The sequence below is a fragment of the Pseudomonas sp. B19125 genome (genome assembly GCF_044218855.1).
Classification (GTDB): Bacteria; Pseudomonadota; Gammaproteobacteria; order Pseudomonadales; family Pseudomonadaceae; genus Aquipseudomonas; species Aquipseudomonas edaphica.
Genome location: NZ_CP162589.1, coordinates 938,322 through 957,685, shown reverse-complemented (window position 1 = coordinate 957,685; position 19,364 = coordinate 938,322). Strand labels below are relative to the sequence as shown.

General features: G+C 60.1%; 18 protein-coding genes. 11 read left to right on the top strand and 7 right to left on the bottom strand.

What is annotated here, in order from left to right; all coding sequences use genetic code 11:
• Window positions 1-93: 93 nt before the first annotated feature.
• From dgcA to AB4P96_RS04270, 3 genes are all read right to left on the bottom strand, one after another.
• A complete protein-coding gene (dgcA, locus tag AB4P96_RS04280; RefSeq protein ID WP_099550382.1) occupies window positions 94-2,154 on the bottom strand; it encodes a dimethylglycine demethylation protein DgcA in 2,061 nt (686 codons plus the stop codon).
• Between the two features lie 16 nt (window positions 2,155-2,170).
• Entirely contained in the window at window positions 2,171-2,701 is a 531-nt protein-coding gene (locus AB4P96_RS04275) for a DUF5943 domain-containing protein (protein WP_008033249.1), read from the bottom strand.
• Window positions 2,702-2,768: 67 nt separating this feature from the next.
• A complete protein-coding gene (locus AB4P96_RS04270; RefSeq protein ID WP_014720245.1) occupies window positions 2,769-3,746 on the bottom strand; it encodes a dipeptidase in 978 nt (325 codons plus the stop codon).
• A 219-nt stretch (window positions 3,747-3,965) separates the two neighbouring features.
• On the opposite strand from AB4P96_RS04270, the gene AB4P96_RS04265 reads away from it, so the two are divergent.
• Window positions 3,966-4,367, top strand: coding sequence for a lysozyme inhibitor LprI family protein (locus tag AB4P96_RS04265; protein WP_017139363.1), 402 nt, complete (start codon window positions 3,966-3,968; stop codon window positions 4,365-4,367).
• Window positions 4,368-4,407: 40 nt separating this feature from the next.
• Window positions 4,408-4,824, top strand: a complete 417-nt coding sequence (locus AB4P96_RS04260; protein WP_017139364.1) for a DUF3010 family protein — start codon at window positions 4,408-4,410, stop codon at window positions 4,822-4,824.
• Window positions 4,825-4,937: 113 nt separating this feature from the next.
• Here AB4P96_RS04260 and AB4P96_RS04255 read toward each other — a convergent pair whose 3' ends face one another.
• Window positions 4,938-6,128: an AAA family ATPase gene (locus AB4P96_RS04255; RefSeq protein WP_017139365.1), complete on the bottom strand. Its 1,191-nt coding sequence runs from the start codon at window positions 6,126-6,128 to the stop codon at window positions 4,938-4,940.
• Window positions 6,129-6,196: 68 nt separating this feature from the next.
• Window positions 6,197-7,141, bottom strand: coding sequence for a GlxA family transcriptional regulator (locus AB4P96_RS04250; protein WP_099550379.1), 945 nt, complete (start codon window positions 7,139-7,141; stop codon window positions 6,197-6,199).
• Window positions 7,142-7,335: 194 nt separating this feature from the next.
• Between AB4P96_RS04250 and AB4P96_RS04245 the strand changes: the two genes are divergently transcribed.
• From AB4P96_RS04245 to AB4P96_RS04220, 6 genes are all read left to right on the top strand, one after another.
• The gene (locus tag AB4P96_RS04245; protein ID WP_017139367.1) at window positions 7,336-8,280 is read left to right on the top strand and encodes a choline ABC transporter substrate-binding protein; all 945 of its coding nucleotides are present in this window, start codon (window positions 7,336-7,338) and stop codon (window positions 8,278-8,280) included.
• 77 nt (window positions 8,281-8,357) lie between these two features.
• Window positions 8,358-9,245 carry a 3-keto-5-aminohexanoate cleavage protein gene (locus AB4P96_RS04240; RefSeq protein WP_017139368.1) on the top strand — a complete coding sequence of 296 codons (888 nt, stop codon included), beginning with the start codon at window positions 8,358-8,360 and terminating at the stop codon, window positions 9,243-9,245.
• Window positions 9,246-9,400: 155 nt separating this feature from the next.
• Window positions 9,401-10,366 (top strand): L-carnitine dehydrogenase, encoded by a 966-nt coding sequence (locus AB4P96_RS04235; protein WP_099550378.1) that lies wholly within the window; start codon window positions 9,401-9,403, stop codon window positions 10,364-10,366.
• A gap of 117 nt (window positions 10,367-10,483) precedes the next feature.
• The gene (locus AB4P96_RS04230; protein ID WP_170036870.1) at window positions 10,484-10,963 is read left to right on the top strand and encodes a thioesterase family protein; all 480 of its coding nucleotides are present in this window, start codon (window positions 10,484-10,486) and stop codon (window positions 10,961-10,963) included.
• A 9-nt stretch (window positions 10,964-10,972) separates the two neighbouring features.
• A complete protein-coding gene (locus AB4P96_RS04225; RefSeq protein ID WP_170036861.1) occupies window positions 10,973-12,133 on the top strand; it encodes a gamma-butyrobetaine dioxygenase in 1,161 nt (386 codons plus the stop codon).
• Window positions 12,134-12,429: 296 nt separating this feature from the next.
• A complete protein-coding gene (locus AB4P96_RS04220; RefSeq protein ID WP_017139371.1) occupies window positions 12,430-12,693 on the top strand; it encodes a hypothetical protein in 264 nt (87 codons plus the stop codon).
• 109 nt (window positions 12,694-12,802) lie between these two features.
• Here the strand turns inward: AB4P96_RS04220 and AB4P96_RS04215 are convergent, their stop codons facing one another.
• Complete coding sequence (locus tag AB4P96_RS04215) at window positions 12,803-13,906, bottom strand: GlxA family transcriptional regulator (protein ID WP_005792167.1); 1,104 nt, start codon at window positions 13,904-13,906, stop codon at window positions 12,803-12,805.
• A 501-nt stretch (window positions 13,907-14,407) separates the two neighbouring features.
• Window positions 14,408-15,784: an L-serine ammonia-lyase gene (locus tag AB4P96_RS04210; RefSeq protein WP_099550375.1), complete on the bottom strand. Its 1,377-nt coding sequence runs from the start codon at window positions 15,782-15,784 to the stop codon at window positions 14,408-14,410.
• A 414-nt stretch (window positions 15,785-16,198) separates the two neighbouring features.
• On the opposite strand from AB4P96_RS04210, the gene AB4P96_RS04205 reads away from it, so the two are divergent.
• The 3 genes from AB4P96_RS04205 (at window position 16,199) to choV (ending at window position 19,233) form a co-directional block, all read left to right on the top strand.
• Window positions 16,199-17,146 carry a choline ABC transporter substrate-binding protein gene (locus AB4P96_RS04205; protein WP_099550374.1) on the top strand — a complete coding sequence of 316 codons (948 nt, stop codon included), beginning with the start codon at window positions 16,199-16,201 and terminating at the stop codon, window positions 17,144-17,146.
• 66 nt (window positions 17,147-17,212) lie between these two features.
• Entirely contained in the window at window positions 17,213-18,058 is an 846-nt protein-coding gene (choW, locus tag AB4P96_RS04200) for a choline ABC transporter permease subunit (RefSeq protein ID WP_017139374.1), read from the top strand.
• Window positions 18,055-19,233 (top strand): choline ABC transporter ATP-binding protein, encoded by a 1,179-nt coding sequence (gene choV / locus AB4P96_RS04195; protein ID WP_017139375.1) that lies wholly within the window; start codon window positions 18,055-18,057, stop codon window positions 19,231-19,233. The genes choW and choV overlap by 4 nt, the downstream gene beginning before the upstream one ends.
• Window positions 19,234-19,364: the final 131 nt, after the last annotated feature.

Genomic DNA, 19,364 nt, shown 5'->3' with positions numbered 1-19,364 from the left:
CATCGCCTCGGTGTCACTCAAGACCGAGTCGCCTGCATCGCGGGCAAGCCCGGCTCCCACATTGACCGGTTCCCACAGTGGTTCGGTGGTTGCCTAGAAATCCTTGCACAAGCGCAGGGCGTCATAGATAGCGGCGTGGGTATTACGCTGCGCCACACAGTCACCAATGCGGAACAGCAAGTAGCCGTCACCCGCTTCGCTCAAGCACGGCTGCGGCTTGATCGCGAACAAGGCTTCGACGTCAATCTGGCCCTTGTTGCGCGAACCTTCCTTGAGCCCGTAGTAGATAGCTTCGTCCGGGCGCACGCCGTTCTCGACCACCACCTGGTCAACCACGCGTTCTTCCTTGGCGCCGGTGTATTCGTTCTCCAGCACCGCCACCAACTTGTCGCCCTCGCGGTAAACCTTTTCCAGCATCATGTCGCCGGTCATGATCACTTCTTTGGGGTACATGCTGCGGTAGTAAGTCGGGAACGACGTACCGCCAATCGCCACGCCTGGCTTGATGTCGTCGGTGACGATTTCCACCTGGCTGCCTTTGTCGGCCAGGAAGTCGGCCACCGACATGCCGGTGAACTCGCAGATGGTGTCGTACACCAGCACGTTCTTGCCCGGCGCGACTTTGCCGTCGAGCACGTCCCAACTACTCACCACCAGGCCTTCAGCGGCGCCCCAATGTTCGTTCTGCTCGATAAACGGATGCCCGCCGACGGCCAGCACCACGATGTCAGGGCGCAGGTCGAGGATGGTCTCGGCATCCGCCGCCACACCCAGGCGCAGGTCGACTTTCAAGCGCGCCAATTCCAGCTGGAACCAGCGGGTGATACCAGCAATCTGGTCACGCTGCGGGGCTTTGGAGGCGGTGGTGATTTGCCCGCCGATAAACTCTTTCTTCTCCAACAGGGTTACGTCGTGGCCACGTTCGGCCGCGACCCGCGCCGCTTCCATCCCGGCCGGACCGGCACCGACCACCACGACTTTGCGTTTGGCCCCGGTGGATTTCTCGATGATGTGCGGCACACCCATGTATTCACGGGAGGTCGCGGCGTTCTGGATGCACAGCACATCCAGGCCCTGGTATTGGCGGTCGATGCAGTAGTTGGCGCCGACGCATTGTTTGATCTGGTCGATCTGGCCCATCTTGATCTTGGCGATCAGGTGCGGGTCGGCGATGTGCGCACGGGTCATGCCGACCATGTCCACATAGCCGCCTTCCAGAATGCGCGTGGCCTGGTTCGGGTCCTTGATGTTCTGCGCGTGCAGCACTGGAACCTTGACCACTTCCTTGATACCGGCTGCCAGGTGCAGGAACGGCTCCGGCGGGTAGCTCATGTTGGGGATCACGTTGGCCAGGGTGTTGTGGGTGTCACAACCCGAGCCCACCACGCCGATAAAATCGAGCATGCCGGTGTCGTCGTAATACTTGGCGATTTGCTTCATGTCCTCGTGGGACAAGCCGTCCGGGTGGAACTCGTCGCCACACAGGCGCATGCCCACGCAGAAGTCGTCACCGACCTCGGCGCGCACGGCCTTGAGTACTTCCAGGCCGAACTTCATGCGACCCTCGAAGGTGCCGCCCCATTCGTCGGTACGCTTGTTGACCCGCGGGCTCCAGAACTGGTCGATCATGTGCTGGTGCACCGCGGACAGTTCCACACCGTCCAGGCCACCGGCCTTGGCGCGCTTGGCGGCGCTGGCGTAGTTGCCGATCACGCGCCAGATTTCTTCCGGCTCGATGGTCTTGCAGGTAGCACGGTGCACCGGCTCGCGCACGCCGGACGGCGACATCAGGGTTGGCCAGTTAAAGCCGTCCCAGCGCGAGCGACGGCCCATGTGGGTAATCTGGATCATGATCTTGGCGCCATGCTTGTGCATGGCGTCGGCCAGGTTCTGGAAGTGCGGGATGATGCGGTCGGTGGACAGGTTCACCGAACTCCACCATTCCTGCGGGCTGTCGATGGCCACCACCGAGGAGCCGCCACAGATCGCCAGGCCGATACCGCCCTTGGCTTTCTCTTCGTAGTACTTCACATAGCGGTCGGTGGTCATGCCGCCGTCGGTGGCATACACCTCGGCGTGGGCGGTACTGAGCACGCGGTTGCGGATGGTCAGTTTGCCGATCTGGATCGGCGCAAACATTGCTTCGAAAGCCATGGCACGGTTCCTCGACTTACAACGGCTTGACGGTGAACAGGCCGTCGTCATGGCCCTCTTCGGAGCCTCCGTAAACTTGCTCGGCTACGGTGCGAATCTTGCTGCCACGCGCCTGCAGAATCTGGTCCATGGCACCGGCAAACCAACCGGTGAACATGTAGTCCACTTTGCGCCCGACCTTGCCGTACACGTAGACAAACGCCGAGTGTTCCAACTTGACGCTGGCGGTGCCTTTATCGAGGTCGATGTCCTGGATCTTGAACAGGCCCCAGCCGCGTTGCGACAGGCGCTTCATGTAGTGCTCGAACACCGCAACGCCTTCCAGGCCGTGGCACTCAGCTTCTTTTTCACACCAGTGCCAGGCAGATTTGTAGCCGGCCTTGTAGAGGATTTCGGCGTAGGCGTCGGCGCCCAGCACTTCTTCGATGCCCATGTGGTTGTTGACGAAGAAATGCCGTGGCACATATAGCATCGGCAGGGCGTCGGAGGTCCAGACACCGGTTTCGCTGTCGACTTCGATAGGCAATTGCGGGGCGATTTTGGCCATGGAAACTTAACTCCAGAAAATTCTCAGGTATGCCCCGACGCGAACGGTCGGGGAGAAATGCGGTGGCTTATTCGCCCCAGACGTCTTTCAAGACATTGACCCAGTTCTCGCCCATGATCTTGCGCACCACGCGCTCGCTGTGGCCGCGTTTGAGCAAGGTCTCGGTGAGGTTGGGGAACTCGCCCACGGTGCGGATGCCCAGCGGGTTGATGATCTTGCCGAAGCTGGTCAGGCGGCGGGCGTAGCCTTTGTCATGAGTCAGCATTTCAAAGAAATCTTGGCCATGGCCCTGGGTGAAGTCGGTGCCAATGCCAATGGCGTCTTCACCGACGATGTTCATGGTGTATTCGATGGCTTCGGCGTAGTCGTCGATGGTCGAATCGATGCCCTTGGCCAGGAACGGCGCGAACATGGTCACGCCGACAAAACCGCCATGGTCGGCGATGAACTTGAGCTCTTCATCGGACTTGTTGCGCGGGTGCTCTTTAAGGCCCGACGGCAGGCAGTGGGAGTAGCACACTGGCTTTTTCGATTCGAGGATGACTTCTTCGCTGGTTTTGGAACCGACGTGGGACAGGTCGCACATGATGCCGACACGGTTCATCTCACCGACGATCTCACGACCAAAGCCCGACAGCCCGCCGTCACGCTCGTAGCAACCGGTGCCGACCAGGTTCTGGGTGTTGTAGCACATCTGCACCACACCCACGCCGAGCTGCTTGAAGATCTCGACGTAGCCGAGTTGGTCCTCAAACGCATGGGCGTTCTGGAAGCCGAAGATGATGCCGGTCTTGCCCTGCTCTTTTGCACGGCGAATGTCGGCGGTAGTTTTCACCGGGATCACCAGGTCGCTGTTTTCACGGATCAGGGTCTGGCTGGCAACGATGTTGTTGATCGTGGCCTGGAAGCCTTCCCACACCGACACCGTGCAATTAGCGGCGGTGAGGCCACCTTTGCGCATGTCTTCGAACAGGTCGCGGTTCCACTTGGCAATAATCAGACCGTCGATAACGATGCTGTCGGCGTGCAACTCGGCTGGGCTCATCAGGCGTCCCCTTATTGGCGATTCATGCGCCGAATCGTCTGCCGGCGCTTTGGGGCCAGCATATGCTCAGGGGCCGACGGAGCCGGGTGCAAAAACGACAGGGGAATTGCCGAAAGCGTCAATCAGCGACAAAGGCCTACATGACATAGCTGACAGGTGGCTGTTCTTTGTCCCACGCTTGAGCCAGAATTTGCTCATCACCTGATATGAGACGGCGCAATGAAATCGATTTTCCTGGCTTTGGCACTCATCGCAACCGGCGTACACGCCGCTGAAGACACCGACAGCACGCCCTGCGATGGCATCGAAAACGACAAACAAACCCTGGAATGCGCCACCTATAACAAAACCACCGCCGAGCAATTGCTCAAGGATAACTACCAGGGCTTGCTGGAACGCATGGGTTCGACCTATGGCAGCAACAAATCGCAACTGGCCGACATTACCGCTCGTCTGAAGGATGCCCAGCAGAAATGGGAAAAGCTGCGCGATGCCGATTGCGCGGTGGACACCTTCCCGGCGGTGAATGGCAGCAAGGACTACGCGATTCAACAGAATGACTGCCTGGCGCGAATGAGTGATGAGCGGTCGGAGTTTTTGGAGTCGATCGGGCAGGAATAAGCGACAATCCCGTCACTTTTTCTCTGAAACCAGGCTATCCATGACTATCTGCGGCATCGAAATCAAAGGCAGCGAAGCCATCATCGCCGTCGCCTCCCTGGACAACCAGGCGCTGACCCACGTGGCGCTGGCCATCAAGAAAATCGCCCTCGATGACGACGATGAGGCAGCCAACGTCAAAGCCTTCGCCGCCCAGGTGAAGGCCTTTGTGCAAGAAAACGCCATCACCCGCATCGCGATCAAGAAGCGCAGCAAGAAAGGCGAATTCGCCGGTGGCCCGACCACGTTCAAGATTGAAGGGGTGTTTCAGTTGCTCGACGGTGTTGAGGTGGCATTGCTGTCGCCGCAGACCATCAATGCGCAGAACAAAAAGCACGATTTTGCCCTGCCGGCCTCGCTGAACAAGTATCAGCATGAGGCCTTCAAGGCGGCGTGTTCGGCGCTGGTAAAAAAGTAAGCCACACCACCAATCCCCTGTGGGAGCTGGCTTGCCTGCGATGGCGGTTTGTCAGATAACGCTGTACTGCCTGATCTACCGCTATCGCAGGCAAGCCAGCTCCCACATTTGATTTATGGTGTCTTTGAATTCGCTGTACGGCTTCTGTGCAGCAGCCAATCGCCAAAGGATTTGTCTTCCAGGGCATACCCGCCGCGACTCGACTTCCACACTAGCTCTTTGTCACGCAAGGCATCGATACAGGCCTGAATGGTCTGGGTGCCCGGCACCACGTCGCTGCCCATGTCCTCCAGTGCCTTGCTGACCGCCGTGAGTGTACTGTCGGTAAACGGCGCAAAAGGCTCGTTGTTCTGCGAACGCACCACCATCACCTCCAACACAGCACGCTGGGGAATGGTGAGGTTGTTCCACGCGCTTTCAAATTCGGTCCACACGCCGGCACGCAACAGTTCGGCGCGGCTGTGCAGCAGTTGGCCCAGGTTGCTCGCCTCGCCCAACTCCAGCGCCACTTCGCCGATGATGGTACGCAGCATCTCCGGGCGCCGGCCGACCAGTTCAAAGGCTTCGTCGATGTCCGCCGCGTTGAACTGATTGGTTTTGGCCAAATGCGCGTTGAGGTGCAGGGTGTAGGCCTGGGTAAACTCTTTGCCGAGCAAAGGGAACGGGGTAATGCTGGAGCCGAAGAATGGCTGGCTTTTACCGAGGACCAAATGCGCAAGCTTGTCGCGATTGGAGCCGGTGAACACCAGGCGCAAGCCACTGCCCTCCTCGTCACGGCCCTGGTTGAGCTGATCTCGGGCAGCTTTCAACGCGAACATCGCGTTGATACCAGGCTCGGTGGTCAGTGCGTGCTGCGCTTCATCAATCACCAGCACGACGGGCTTTTCGGCTGCGCTGTGGAGCAACTCCAAGGCTTGGGTCAGCGTCGCGCCAACCGGCAATTGTGGCTTGCTGAAGTCCCAGGAAAGGGTACGCAGGAAGCTTAGTTTCTCGATTCCAATGTTCTTGGCCAGCTTGCGAATGCCCTTTTCATAGGGCACCAGAGCCGCAGCAATCGCGCTGGCAATCAACTCCGCGGGGTCTTTTTCTTTGTCAGCCCAGAGATCGACATACACCGTCAGCCAACCCCGCAACTGGCACTCCGGGATCAAGTCTTCGCGCAAAAAGGTGCTTTTGCCGGTGCGTCGAGGTGCTGCGAGGAACAGGCCTGAAGTGAAATCCTGAATCCCGGCGCCCACCAAGCCATCAGCAATGCTGCGAGCCAGCGTCGGGCGGCGAAACACAAAGCCGCTGTGCTTGGACATGGTTTTATACTCAATTATTGGAAGCACTATAAATTATAGTCGCGAGTATAATTGACTATAATTGCCGGTCAAACCACCTCCCGTCGCCGATCCTCTCTCGGGCACTTGGCAAACCGCGCCCTGTAGCTGCGGGTGAAGTACGACGGCGACTCAAACCCGCACGCAATGCTCACTTCCAGCACGCTCATGTCGCTCTGGCGCAACAACTGCCGGGCTTTTTCCAGGCGCAGGCCGAGGTAGAAGTTACTTGGCGTGTCGTTCAGGTGCAGGCGGAATAGCCGTTCCAGCTGACGCCGGGTGACTTTAATTGCATCGGCCAACGCCAAGGTGCTCAGCGGCGGCTCGGTGTGTTGCTCCATTTCACCGATCACCTGCACCAACTTCTTGTTGTTGATGCCATAGCGCGTGGCGATCTGCATGCGCTGGTGGTCCTTGCGCGGGCGGATGCGCCCGAGTACGAATTGCTCGGACACCTGGATGGCCAGGTCCGGGCCGTGGGCCTGGGCGATCAGGTCGAGCATCAGGTCGATGGAGGCGGTGCCACCGGCGCAGGTGATGCGCCGGCGGTCAATCTCGAACAGTTCCTGGGTCACGGTGAGCTGTGGATAAGATTCCTTGAACGCGTCGATGGCTTCCCAGTGCAAGGTCAAGCGGTGGCCGTCGAGCAAGCCTGCTTCGGCGAGCACGCAGGCGCCGGTGTCGATGGCGCCGAGGGTGACGCCGTCGAGGTCGAGGCGGCGCAGCCAGTGTTCAAGTGCGGGCGTGGTGAACTTCAAGGGTTCGAAGCCTGCGACCACCATCAGCGTCGCGCCTTTTTTCAGCGGCTCCAATGCGGCGTCGGCGTTCACCGACATGCCATTGCTCGCCAACACCGCGCCGCCATCGGCACTCAACACGTGCCAACGGTACAACTCGCCGCGAAAGCGGTTGGCCACGCGCAGCGGTTCCAGCGCGGAGATAAAGCCGATGGCCGAGAAACCCGGCATCAGCAGAAAGTAGAAATCCTGGGACATGGTGGCGCTCTCGTAGGACGGGCAGCGTGCTCACTGTGATACGCCAGTTCAACGGGCCATTCAAGAGCACAGGTCGCTGCAGTGCAAGAGCTGGTCGCCGCCGTGCGCTTTGCCTCCCCTCAAGCTGCGTAACTTGATCCCACGGCGCACAAAGACGCCGGCACCCACAATAACGACCTGCCGAGGGATCCACCATGAACCGACTGATCAGCCGCTGCGTGCTTGCACTCAGCGCCAGCGCCATCTTAAGCACCAGCGTATTCGCGGCCGACGCAGAGTCTTGCCGGAACGTGCGCATGGGCGTGGTGAACTGGACCGACGTAATCGCCACCAGCGCCATGACCCAAGTGTTGCTCGACGGCCTCGGCTACAAGACCAAACAAACCAGCGCTTCCCAGCAAATCATCTTCGCCGGTATCCGCGACCAGCGCCTGGATATGTTCCTGGGCTACTGGAACCCGCTGATGACCCAGACCATCACGCCGTTTGTGGACGCCAAGCAAGTCAAAGTCCTCGACAAACCCAGCCTGGAAGATGCGCGCGCCACCCTCGCGGTGCCGACTTATCTGGCGGATAAAGGCCTGAAAACCTTCGCCGATATCGCCAAGTTTGAAAAAGAACTGGGCGGCAAGATCTACGGCATCGAGCCAGGCTCGGGCGCCAATACCCAGATCAAGGCGATGATCGCCAAGAACCAGTTCGGCCTCGGCAAGTTCCAGTTGGTGGAGTCCAGCGAAGCGGGGATGCTCGCCGCCGTCGACCGCGCCGTGCGCCGCAAGGAGGCCGTGGTGTTCTTCGGCTGGGCGCCGCACCCGATGAACGTCAACGTCGCCATGACTTACCTCACCGGCAGCGACGACGCCCTTGGCCCGAACGAAGGCATGGCCACGGTGTGGAGCGTCACTTCGCCGACCTACGCCGAGCAGTGCCCCAACGTGCACAAACTGCTGACCAACCTGACGTTCACCGCCGCCGACGAGAGCCGAATGATGCAGCCGTTGCTGGATCACAAAGATGCCCTCGAGTCGGCCAAGCAGTGGCTCAAGGACCACCCGCAAGACCAGCAGCGCTGGCTCGAAGGCGTGACCACCTTCGACGGCAAACCGGCTGCGGCCAACCTGCAACTGACCAGCAAATAACCTGATTCGCATCACCGTATCGCAGCCGCTGTTGGCTGCGAACGGCATCACTACGCCCGCCTGTAAGGAACCGCCTCATGAACCACGACGTCATCATCACCTGCGCACTCACCGGTGCTGGCGACACGACCAGCCGCAGCCCGCACGTGCCGGTCACTCCCAAACAAATCGCCGCAGCCGCGGTGGAAGCCGCCAAGGCCGGCGCCACCGTGGTGCACTGCCATGTGCGCGACCCGCAAACCGGCAAGTTCAGCCGCGACGTGGCGCTGTATCGCGAAGTGATGGAGCGCATCCGCGAGGCCGACATCGACATCATCGTCAACCTCACCGCCGGTATGGGCGGCGACCTGGAAATCGGCGGCGGCGAGAACCCGATGGAGTTCGGCCCCAACACCGACCTGGTCGGCCCGCTGACGCGCCTGGCCCATGTTGAGGAGTTGCTGCCGGAGATCTGCACCCTGGACTGCGGCACGCTCAACTTCGGCGATGGCGACACCATTTACGTCTCTACCCCGGCGCAACTGCGGGCGGGCGCCAAGCGTATTCAAGAGCTGGGCGTTAAGGCCGAGTTGGAAATTTTCGACACCGGCCACCTGTGGTTTGCCAAGCAGATGATCAAGGAAGGTTTGCTCGACAACCCGCTGTTCCAGCTGTGCCTGGGCATCCCATGGGGCGCACCGGCCGACACCACCACCATGAAAGCCATGGTCGACAACCTGCCTGCCGACGCCGTGTGGGCCGGCTTCGGTATCGGCCGCATGCAAATGCCCATGGCGGCGCAAGCGGTGCTGCTGGGCGGCAACGTGCGGGTCGGCCTGGAAGACAACCTGTGGCTGGACAAAGGCGTGCTCGCCACCAATGGCCAGCTTGTGGAACGCGCGAGTGAAATCCTCAGCCGCCTGGGCGCGCGGGTTATGACCCCGGCGGAGGGCCGAATCAAGATGGGCCTGACCAAGCGCGGCTAACTCAGACACCACAAAACCCTGTGGGAGCCGGGCTTGCCCGCGATAGCGGTACACCTGCACCGAATGCACCAACTGATACACCGATATCGCAGCGGTGCGACGATTCGACAAGCCAGCTCCCACCTTGATCACCGAATTACTCAGGGATTGTCGACATGAGCTTTATCACTGAAATCAAAACCTTCGCCGCCCTCGGCAGCGGTGTTATCGGCAGCGGCTGGGTGTCCCGCGCCCTGGCCCACGGCCTGGATGTGGTCGCCTGGGACCCGGCGCCTGGCGCCGAAGCGGCCCTGCGCAAGCGCGTTGCCAACGCCTGGGGCGCCTTGGAGAAACAAGGCCTGGCGCCGGGCGCCTCTCAGGATCGCCTGCGCTTTGTAACCACCATTGAGGAATGCGTAAAAGACGCCGACTTCATCCAGGAAAGCGCCCCGGAACGCCTGGAGCTGAAACTCGAACTGCACAGCAAGATCAGCGCAGCGGCCAAGCCGAATGCGCTGATTGGCTCGAGCACTTCAGGTCTGTTGCCGAGCGAGTTCTACGAAGGTTCCACCCACCCGGAACGCTGTGTGGTCGGCCACCCCTTCAACCCGGTTTACCTGTTGCCGCTGGTGGAAGTGGTGGGCGGAAAGAACACCGCGCCGCAGGCAATTCAGGCGGCGATCAAGGTGTATGAATCCCTCGGCATGCGCCCGCTGCATGTGCGTAAGGAAGTGCCGGGGTTTATCGCTGACCGCTTGCTCGAAGCGCTGTGGCGTGAGGCGTTGCACCTGGTGAATGACGGCGTGGCGACCACCGGTGAAATCGACGATGCGATCCGATTTGGCGCCGGTTTGCGCTGGTCGTTCATGGGCACATTCCTGACTTACACCCTCGCGGGCGGTGATGCCGGAATGCGCCACTTCATGGCCCAGTTCGGCCCGGCGTTGCAGTTGCCGTGGACGTATTTGCCGGCGCCGGAGCTGACCGACAAGTTGATTGACGATGTGGTCGACGGCACCAGCGATCAGTTGGGTAAACACAGCATTTCGGCGCTGGAGCGCTATCGTGATGATTGCTTGCTGGCGGTATTGGAAGCGGTGAAAACCACCAAAGCCAAACACGGCATGAGCTTCGCTGAATAACCGCTGTTGATCTGTGTGGGAGCTGGCTTGCCTGCGATAGCGATGCAAAATTCACCATCGCCATCGCAGGCAAGCCAGCTCCCACATTTTGACTGCATACATTCTGGAATATATGTGATGCCTGCACTGACCACCTACACCACCCACATCCAGCCCGACTGGGTGGATTACAACGGCCACCTGCGTGATGCGTTTTACCTGCTGATCTTCAGCTACGCCACCGACGCGCTGATGGACACCCTCGGGCTGGACAGCGAAAACCGCGAAGCCAGCGGCCACTCGCTGTTCACCCTGGAACTGCACCTGAACTACCTGCACGAAGTAAAACTCGGCGCCGAGGTCGAAGTGCACACCCAACTGATCGCCCACGACGCCAAGCGCCTGCACCTCTATCACAGCCTGCACCTTGTGGGCGACGCGAAGGAGTTGGCCGGCAACGAGCAGATGCTGCTGCACGTCGATCTGGCGGGGCCGCATTCAGCGCCGTTTACCGAGGCCACGCTGGAGAAACTGGCAACCATCAGTGCCGAACAGGCCGATCTGCCGCGCCCTGCCTTGCTGGGCCGAGTGATCGGATTACCACCCAAAAAACAATAAGGAATCACCATGCAAACCGCCGCCGCTGTTGCCGATTTCCGTACTTACCCGAAGATCTGCGACCTTGCCGAGGCGCAGGTACTGGACAACCAGATTCGCGTGCAGTGGGCCGATGGGCGGGTCAGCCCGTTCCATCATCAGTGGCTGCGGGACAACTGCCCCTGTGCCCAATGCGTGTACAGCGTGACCCGCGAGCAGGTGCTGGAAATTGTCGATGTGGACGAGCATCTGCGCGCAGTCAGCGCGCGCATCGATCAAGGTTTTCTGTGCGTGGAATGGTACGGCGGCCATCGCAGCCAGTACGATCCAGGCTGGTTGCGCGCCCATGCCTATGACGATCAATCACGCGCCGAACGCCGCGCTGCCAAACCCCAGTCGCAACTGTGGGGCAGCACCTTCGAACTGCCCATATTTGAATACTCAGCGGTGATGGAAGACCCCAACGCCCTGTTGCAATGGCTGCTGGCCTTGCGTGACGGCGGCCTTACGCAAATCCGTGGCGTGCCCACCGAACCAGGCTCGCTGGCACTGATCGCCAAGCGTATTTCGTTTATCCGCGAGAGCAACTTCGGCGTGCTGTTCAACGTGCAGTCCAAGGCCGATGCCGACAGCAATGCTTACACCGCTTTCAACCTGCCGCTGCACAGTGATTTGCCGACACGGGAGCTGCAACCGGGGCTGCAATTTTTGCATTGCCTGGTGAACGACGCTGACGGTGGCGAGAGCATTTTTGTCGATGGGTTTGCCATCGCCCAGGCGCTGCGCACGGAAGACCCCGAGGCGTTTCGCGCCCTGTGTGAAATCCCGGTGGAGTTTCGCAATAAAGACCGGCACAGCGACTACCGCCGCCTGGCCCCGATCATTGCGCTGGATGCCTTGGGCGATGTGGCGGAGATCCGCATGGCCAACTTTTTGCGCGGGCCGTTTGAGGCACCGGTGGAGCAGATGCCGTTGTTGTATCGGGCGTATCGGCGCTTTATTGCGATGACGCGGGAAGACCGTTTTCGACTGGTCAAACGCCTGAATCCGGGTGAGTTGTGGTGCTTTGATAACCGCCGCACCTTGCATGCGCGCAATGCGTTTGACCCGGCTTCGGGAGCGCGGCATTTTCAGGGTTGTTACATTGATCGGGATGAGTTGTTGTCCCGGATATTGGTGTTGCAGAGGTAGACCGGGGTGCGGCCATCGCAGGCAAGCCAGCTCCCACAAACCCCGGCAAAAAAAGCCCCGGGCCAGCCGTGACTGGATCGGGGCAGAGTGCTTGGTGTGAGCGTGACATCTCGAGGGTGACCAAACCTTCAAGGTGCGTGCCTGGCCTCCAGTGTGCCTATTGTTGCTATCGGTAAATGACCCGAAAACGACCTGTTCATAGCCATCTGAGCCATTCGCCGATTCTGCCCTTGCCGACCGGCCGAGGGCCTACCAGAATCCCATTCAATCCCGTTCCCTACACCAGGATAAACGTCATGATGCACGCGGACTTGATTGACCAGGATGACCTGCTGAGCCAGCTGCGCTCGCTGGGTTTTGAGGTATCCAGCGGCGCCAGCGCCGAGCAGGCTTGCGAGTGTGCGGTGCGCGGTTTGAGTGCCGCACGGGCCAAGGCACTCAAGGGCATGGTGGAGCAGATGTACACCGGCAGCGCGACGATTTTGCCGGCGGTGCGCCAGGCGATCGACAAGCAGTTGTTGCCGGCTTTGGTGCAGTTCAAGCAGAGCTCGGGCGCCTGATAGACCGCTATCGCAGGCAAGCCACCTCCCACATTTGACTGGGTTCACAATTCAAATGTGGGAGCTGGCTTGTCGGGTCGCCGCATCGCTGCGATAAAGCCACCTCGGTCTAAAGCCTTACACTGGCAAACGTCGACTCATTACGCGCCTGGCTCAACGCCGACATCGGCCCCGACAACGGTGACAGCACCAACGCCTGCGGAATCGGCATCATCGCCACTTGCTGGGTGGTGTTGGAACCTACGCGCTCGTCCCGTGGCGGAATGCCGAAGTATTCGCGGTAGCACTTGGAGAAGTGCGGCGTGGACACAAACCCGCACACCGAGGCCACTTCGATGATCGACATCGGCGTTTGCTTGAGCAACTGCCGTGCACGGATCAGGCGCAATTTGAGGTAGTAGCGCGATGGCGAGCAGTGCAGGTATTTCTGGAACAACCGCTCCAGTTGGCGGCGCGACACGGCGACGTACACCGCCAGTTCGTCCAGGTCGATCGGCTCTTCAAGGTTGGCTTCCATCAGCGCGACGATTTCCTGCAGTTTCGGCTGGTTGGTGCCGAGCATGTGCTTGAGCGGCACGCGCTGGTGATCCTGTTCATTGCGGATGCGCTCGTACACAAACATCTCGGAGATGGCGGCCGACAATTCACGGCCGTGGTCGCGGCTGATCAGGTGCAGCATCATGTCCAGCGGCGCGGTGCCGCCCGAGCTGGTAAAGCGGTTACGGTCGAGGGTGAACAGGCGCGTGCTCATGGCCACGCGCGGGAAGGCTTCCTGCATCGACGCCAGGCATTCCCAGTGCACGCTGCAATCGAAACCGTCGAGCAAACCGGCGCAGGCCAGGGCCCAACTGCCTGTGCACACGGCGCCGAGGCGACGCGACTGGCGCGCCTGGCTTTGCAGCCACGACACGTGCTCACGGGTAACGGTACGCTGGATTCCCACGCCACCGCACACAATCACAGTGTCCAGGGCCGGGGCTTTGTGCATGGAGGCATCGGGGGTGATTTGCAGACCGTCGCTGGCCCACACTTGGTTGCCGTCGACACTCAGGGTTGTCCAGCGATACAGCTCGCGGCCGGACAGCTGGTTGGCCATGCGCAGCGGTTCCACTGCCGAAGCCAGGGAAATCAGCGTGAAATTGTCCAGCAGCAAAAAGCCGATGGATTGAGGCGCACGGTTCTGGGGTTGGGCCCCGGAGTTGAACGACGTCATCGCGGTATCTCCTCACACAAAGCGGGTGATGGCCTCAGGCGAGGCTCTTGTTATTGCGTTCGTCTCCAGCAAGGAGCGAGGCTTTGAATGGGTAGAGCAAATGCCATGCCTAAAATTGAATGGCCATCCAATAACTCCTAAAAACGACCTGATGACGCGTCTATATAAGCCCGCGCGGGGAGCGCGGAATATGGCCAGAAATGGACGTCAGACCGGCCCTGCTCTGGGGTGTGAGCAGATCGGTAGCACTTGTGGGAAGGCGCTTTGCGGGCGTGGGAAAAGTCTGTCACCGCACGCACGGGTGACGAGTGGTGAGGCACGGAATCGTTCGCAAGCTACTTATCTATTTGCGACGCGCTAAAAGGTGGCGCTTTTGGGTTCCGGTGTTCACTTTATGAGCAGTGGTGCTGCAACTACCGCCATCGCAGGCAAGCCAGCTCCCACAGGGGAATGCATTCCAAATGTGGGAGCTGGCTTGCCTGCGATGGCGGCATTAGTGAATCAACACTCTACTGCGCTGACGGCCAAACCACCCCGCGAAGTCTCTTTGTACTTGTCATGCATATCCGCGCCGGTATCGCGCATGGTGCGGATCACCCGGTCAAGGGAAATGAAGTGCTGACCATCACCGCGCAGCGCCATCTGCGCGGCGTTGATCGCCTTCACCGCCGCAATCGCGTTGCGCTCGATGCACGGCACTTGCACCAGCCCGCCGACCGGGTCGCAGGTCAGGCCGAGGTTATGTTCCAGGCCAATTTCGGCGGCGTTGCACAGTTGCTCCGGCGTGGCGCCGAGGATCTCGGCAAGTCCCGCAGCGGCCATGGCACAGGCTGAACCGACTTCACCCTGGCAGCCGACTTCGGCGCCGGAAATCGAGGCGTTTTTCTTGCACAGAATCCCGACGGCCGCAGCGCTCAGCAAATAGTCGACCACGTTGGCTTCGGTGACTTCTTCGCTGAACTTCATAAAGTAGTGCAGCACCGCAGGAATAATCCCCGCCGCGCCATTGGTGGGGGCGGTGACCATGCGCCCACCGGCGGCGTTTTCTTCATTGACCGCCAGGGCGAAGAGGTTGACCCACTCCATGGCGCTCAAGGTCGAGCCAATCACGTTCGGTTTGCCCAGCTCCTGCAAACTGCGGTGCAACTTGGCGGCGCGGCGACGCACATTCAGGCCACCGGGCAGGATGCCTTCGTGCTTGAGGCCCTGCTCCACGCAGTCTTGCATGGCGCGCCAGAGCTTCATCAGGCCACTGCGGATTTCGTCTTCGCTGCGCCAGGTTTTTTCGTTGGCCAACATTAGTTCGGCGACGCGCAGGTTGTGGGTCTTGCACAACTGCAACAGCTCCACAGCACTGGAAAAATCATACGGCAGTTCGGTACGGTCCATATCGGCCACGCCGCTCTGCGCCTGGGCCTCGTCCACCACAAAACCACCACCGACTGAATAGTAGGTGCCGCGGTGCAGCTCGCCGTCATCATCGAACACCACCAGGGTCATGGCGTTGGGGTGGAACGGCAGGTTTTCGTCGAGCAGGCGCATGTCGCGTGCCCAGACGAAGGGCACCGGCAGGCGGCCGTCGAGCAAGAGCGTGTCGGTCTCGCGCAGGGTGTGAATACGCAGGCCGATTTGCGCCGGGTCGATTGCGTCCGGCCACTCGCCCATCAGGCCCATGATGGTCGCCGTGTCGCTGCCATGGCCGATGCCGGTGGCCGACAACGAGCCATATAGCTGAACTTCAACGCGACGTACTTGTTCCAACACTCCACGTTCACGCAAGTGCTGAACGAACAACGCTGCGGCGCGCATGGGGCCGACGGTGTGAGAACTAGAAGGCCCGATGCCGATCTTGAACAGGTCGAAAACACTGATAGCCATTGCGGTAGAACTCCTCGATAAGCACGGCCAGGCTTGAACGAGGTGCTACGCTCAGATCGCCCAGATGGCGGCATCATCAAGCTTTTGCTTGCCTTCACGGCGTCTCACACCGACGTAACCATGCTCAACAACGCCGCTCTCGTGCGATCGGGCATTTTGGCCGTTTTTAGCGGTTCAGATCGGTAAAAACTGCGGTTTTGCCATTGGAAAAATCTGTAAGCGACGTCACCGACACTGGATACGACCATCCCTGTACTGGATACGACGCCCCCTGTAGGCGTCAGATTTTCACTGGTACATGATCAGTCTCGACTCGTTTGCAAGGCACCGTGCCGTCGCCTCGATGCACGCCCCAACCGCAACACTTATAAAGCGCGGCGAATGCCGCCAGAAAAGACACAGGAGTCTACCCCGATGAAAGGTTCACCCTCGTTGTTGTTGGCCGCCATGCTGAGTCTGCCAGTCCTGGCACACGCTGCAGAACCGGAACAGTGCAAGACCGTTAACTTCTCCGATGTCGGCTGGACCGACATCACTGTCACCACCGCGACCACCAGCGAAGTCCTCAAGGGCCTTGGCTATAAACCGCGCACCACGATGATTTCGGTACCGGTGACCTACAAGTCCCTGGCCGACGGCAAGAACATGGACATCTTCCTCGGCAACTGGATGCCGACCATGGAAAACGACATCAAGCAATACCGTGATGCCGGCACCGTGGAAACCGTGCGCGCCAACCTGGAAAACGCCAAGTACACCCTGGCGGTCCCGGAGGCGCTGTACAACAAGGGCCTCAAAGACTTCGCCGACATCGCCAAATTCAAGGATGAACTGGGCGGCAAGATCTACGGCATCGAGCCGGGTAACGACGGCAACCGCACTATCCAGACCCTCATCGACAAAGACGCCTTCGGCCTGAAAACCGCGGGTTTCAAAGTGGTTGAGTCCAGCGAAGCCGGGATGCTCTCGCAGGTGGAACGCGCCTCCAAGCGTGACCAGGCCATCGTGTTCCTGGGCTGGGAACCGCACCCGATGAACACCCGCTTCAAGATGAAGTACCTGACCGGCGGAGACGACTCGTTCGGCCCCAACTACGGCCAGGCCACCATCTACACCAACGTTCGCAAGGGCTACACCCAGGAATGCAGCAACGTCGGCCAGTTGCTGAAAAACCTGTCGTTCACCTTGAACATGGAAAGCACCCTGATGGGTAACGTCCTCGACGACAAGATGAAGCCCGACGCCGCAGCCAAAGCCTGGCTGAAGAAGAACCCGCAAGTGCTCGACACCTGGCTCGCCGGTGTGACCACGGTTGATGGCAAACCCGGTCTGGAGGCCGTCAAGGAATACCTCGCCAAGTAAGTGCTGACCCCGGGGCGGTGCGCTGCCCCGGGATGTTTTCCCCTTCGCATGTGGACATTCACTACCATGCTGACTGAACAGAAAATCCCACTAGGCCAGTACATCGCTGCCTTCGTCGAATGGTTGACCAAACATGGTGCCAACTACTTCGACGCCATCGCATCGACCCTGGAAACGATGATCCACGGCGTGACGTTCGCGCTGACCTGGTTCAATCCGCTGGCATTGATCGGTCTGATTGCGCTGCTGGCTCACTTTATTCAACGTAAATGGGGCCTGACCGTTTTTGTCATCGCCTCCTTCCTGCTGATCCTCAACCTGGGGTACTGGCAGGAAACCATGGAAACCCTCGCGCAGGTGTTGTTCGCCACCCTGGTCTGCGTGGTCATCGGTGTGCCGCTGGGCATTGTTGCCGCACACAAACCGCTGTTCTACACCATGATGCGGCCGGTGCTCGATCTGATGCAGACCGTACCGACCTTCGTCTACCTCATCCCTACCCTGACCCTCTTCGGGCTGGGTGTGGTGCCTGGCTTGATCTCCACGGTGGTGTTCGCGATTGCCGCGCCTATCCGCCTGACCTACCTGGGTATCCGCGATGTACCGCAAGAGTTGATGGACGCCGGCAAGGCCTTTGGCTGCTCGCGCCGTCAGTTGCTCTCACGCATTGAACTGCCCCACGCCATGCCGAGCATTGCCGCCGGTATTACCCAATGCATCATGCTGTCGTTGTCGATGGTGGTGATCGCGGCCCTGGTGGGCGCCGACGGCCTCGGCAAGCCGGTGGTCAACGCACTCAACACCGCCGACATTGCCCTGGGCTTTGAAGCCGGCCTGGCAATCGTATTGCTGGCCATCATGCTCGACCGCATCTGCAAACAACCCGACGCCAAAGTAGGGGGTGATGCATGAGCATTATCCGATTCGACAATGTCGACGTGATCTTCTCCAAAGACCCACGCGAAGCGCTCAAGCTGCTGGACCAGGGCATGAGCCGTAACGAGATTCTGAAAAAGACCGGGCAGATCGTCGGCGTTGAAAAAGCCAGCCTGGACATTGAGAAGGGCGAGATCTGCGTGCTGATGGGCCTGTCCGGCTCCGGCAAGTCGAGCCTGCTGCGCTGCATCAACGGCCTCAACACCGTAAGCCGCGGCCAGCTGTTTGTGGAGCACGAAGGCCGCCAGATCGACATTGCGTCCTGCACGCCCGCCGAGCTGAAAATGATGCGCACCAAGCGCATCGCCATGGTGTTCCAGAAGTTCGCGCTGATGCCGTGGCTGACGGTGCGCGAGAACATCAGCTTTGGCTTGGAGATGCAGGGCCGCCCGGAGAAAGAACGGCGCGCGCTGGTGGATGAAAAACTCGAACTGGTGGGCCTGGCCCAGTGGCGTAACAAGAAGCCCGACGAGCTGTCCGGCGGCATGCAGCAGCGCGTCGGCCTGGCCCGCGCCTTGGCGATGGATGCCGATATCCTGCTGATGGACGAACCCTTCTCGGCCCTCGACCCGCTGATCCGCCAAGGCCTGCAAGATGAACTGCTGGAACTGCAACGCAAGCTGAGCAAGACCATCGTGTTCGTGAGCCACGACCTGGATGAGGCGCTGAAACTCGGCAGCCGCATCGCGATCATGAAAGACGGCAAGATCATCCAGTACAGCGTGCCGGAAGAGATTGTGCTGAACCCGGCGGACGACTATGTGCGCACCTTCGTCGCCCATACCAACCCGCTGAACGTGCTGTGCGGGCGCAGCCTGATGCGTACCGTAGAGAACTGCACCCACGTCAACGGCTCCATCAGCCTGGACCCGGGCGGCGATTCGTGGCTGGACCTGGCCGAAGGCAATGTGATCAAGGGCGCACGCCAGAACGGCACGCCGTTGAACCTGCAGAACTGGGCGCCGGGGCAACCGGTGGAAGGTTTGGGCCGGGTACCGACGCTGGTGGATTCCAATATCGGCATGCGCGATGCGTTGCAGATCCGGTATCACACGGGGAACAAGCTGGTGTTGCATAACAACAACCAGGTGGTGGGGATTCTGGGGGATAGCGAGCTGTACCATGCCCTGCTGGGCAAGAACCTGGGCTAGTCGGTACCGCAAAACCAACTGAAGAAACTGGGTCAATGTGGGAGCTGGCTTGCCTGCGATAGCTTTAGTGAATTCACCACAGCTATCGCAGGCAAGCCAGCTCCCACATTTGACCTCATTCCAAGCCTGGA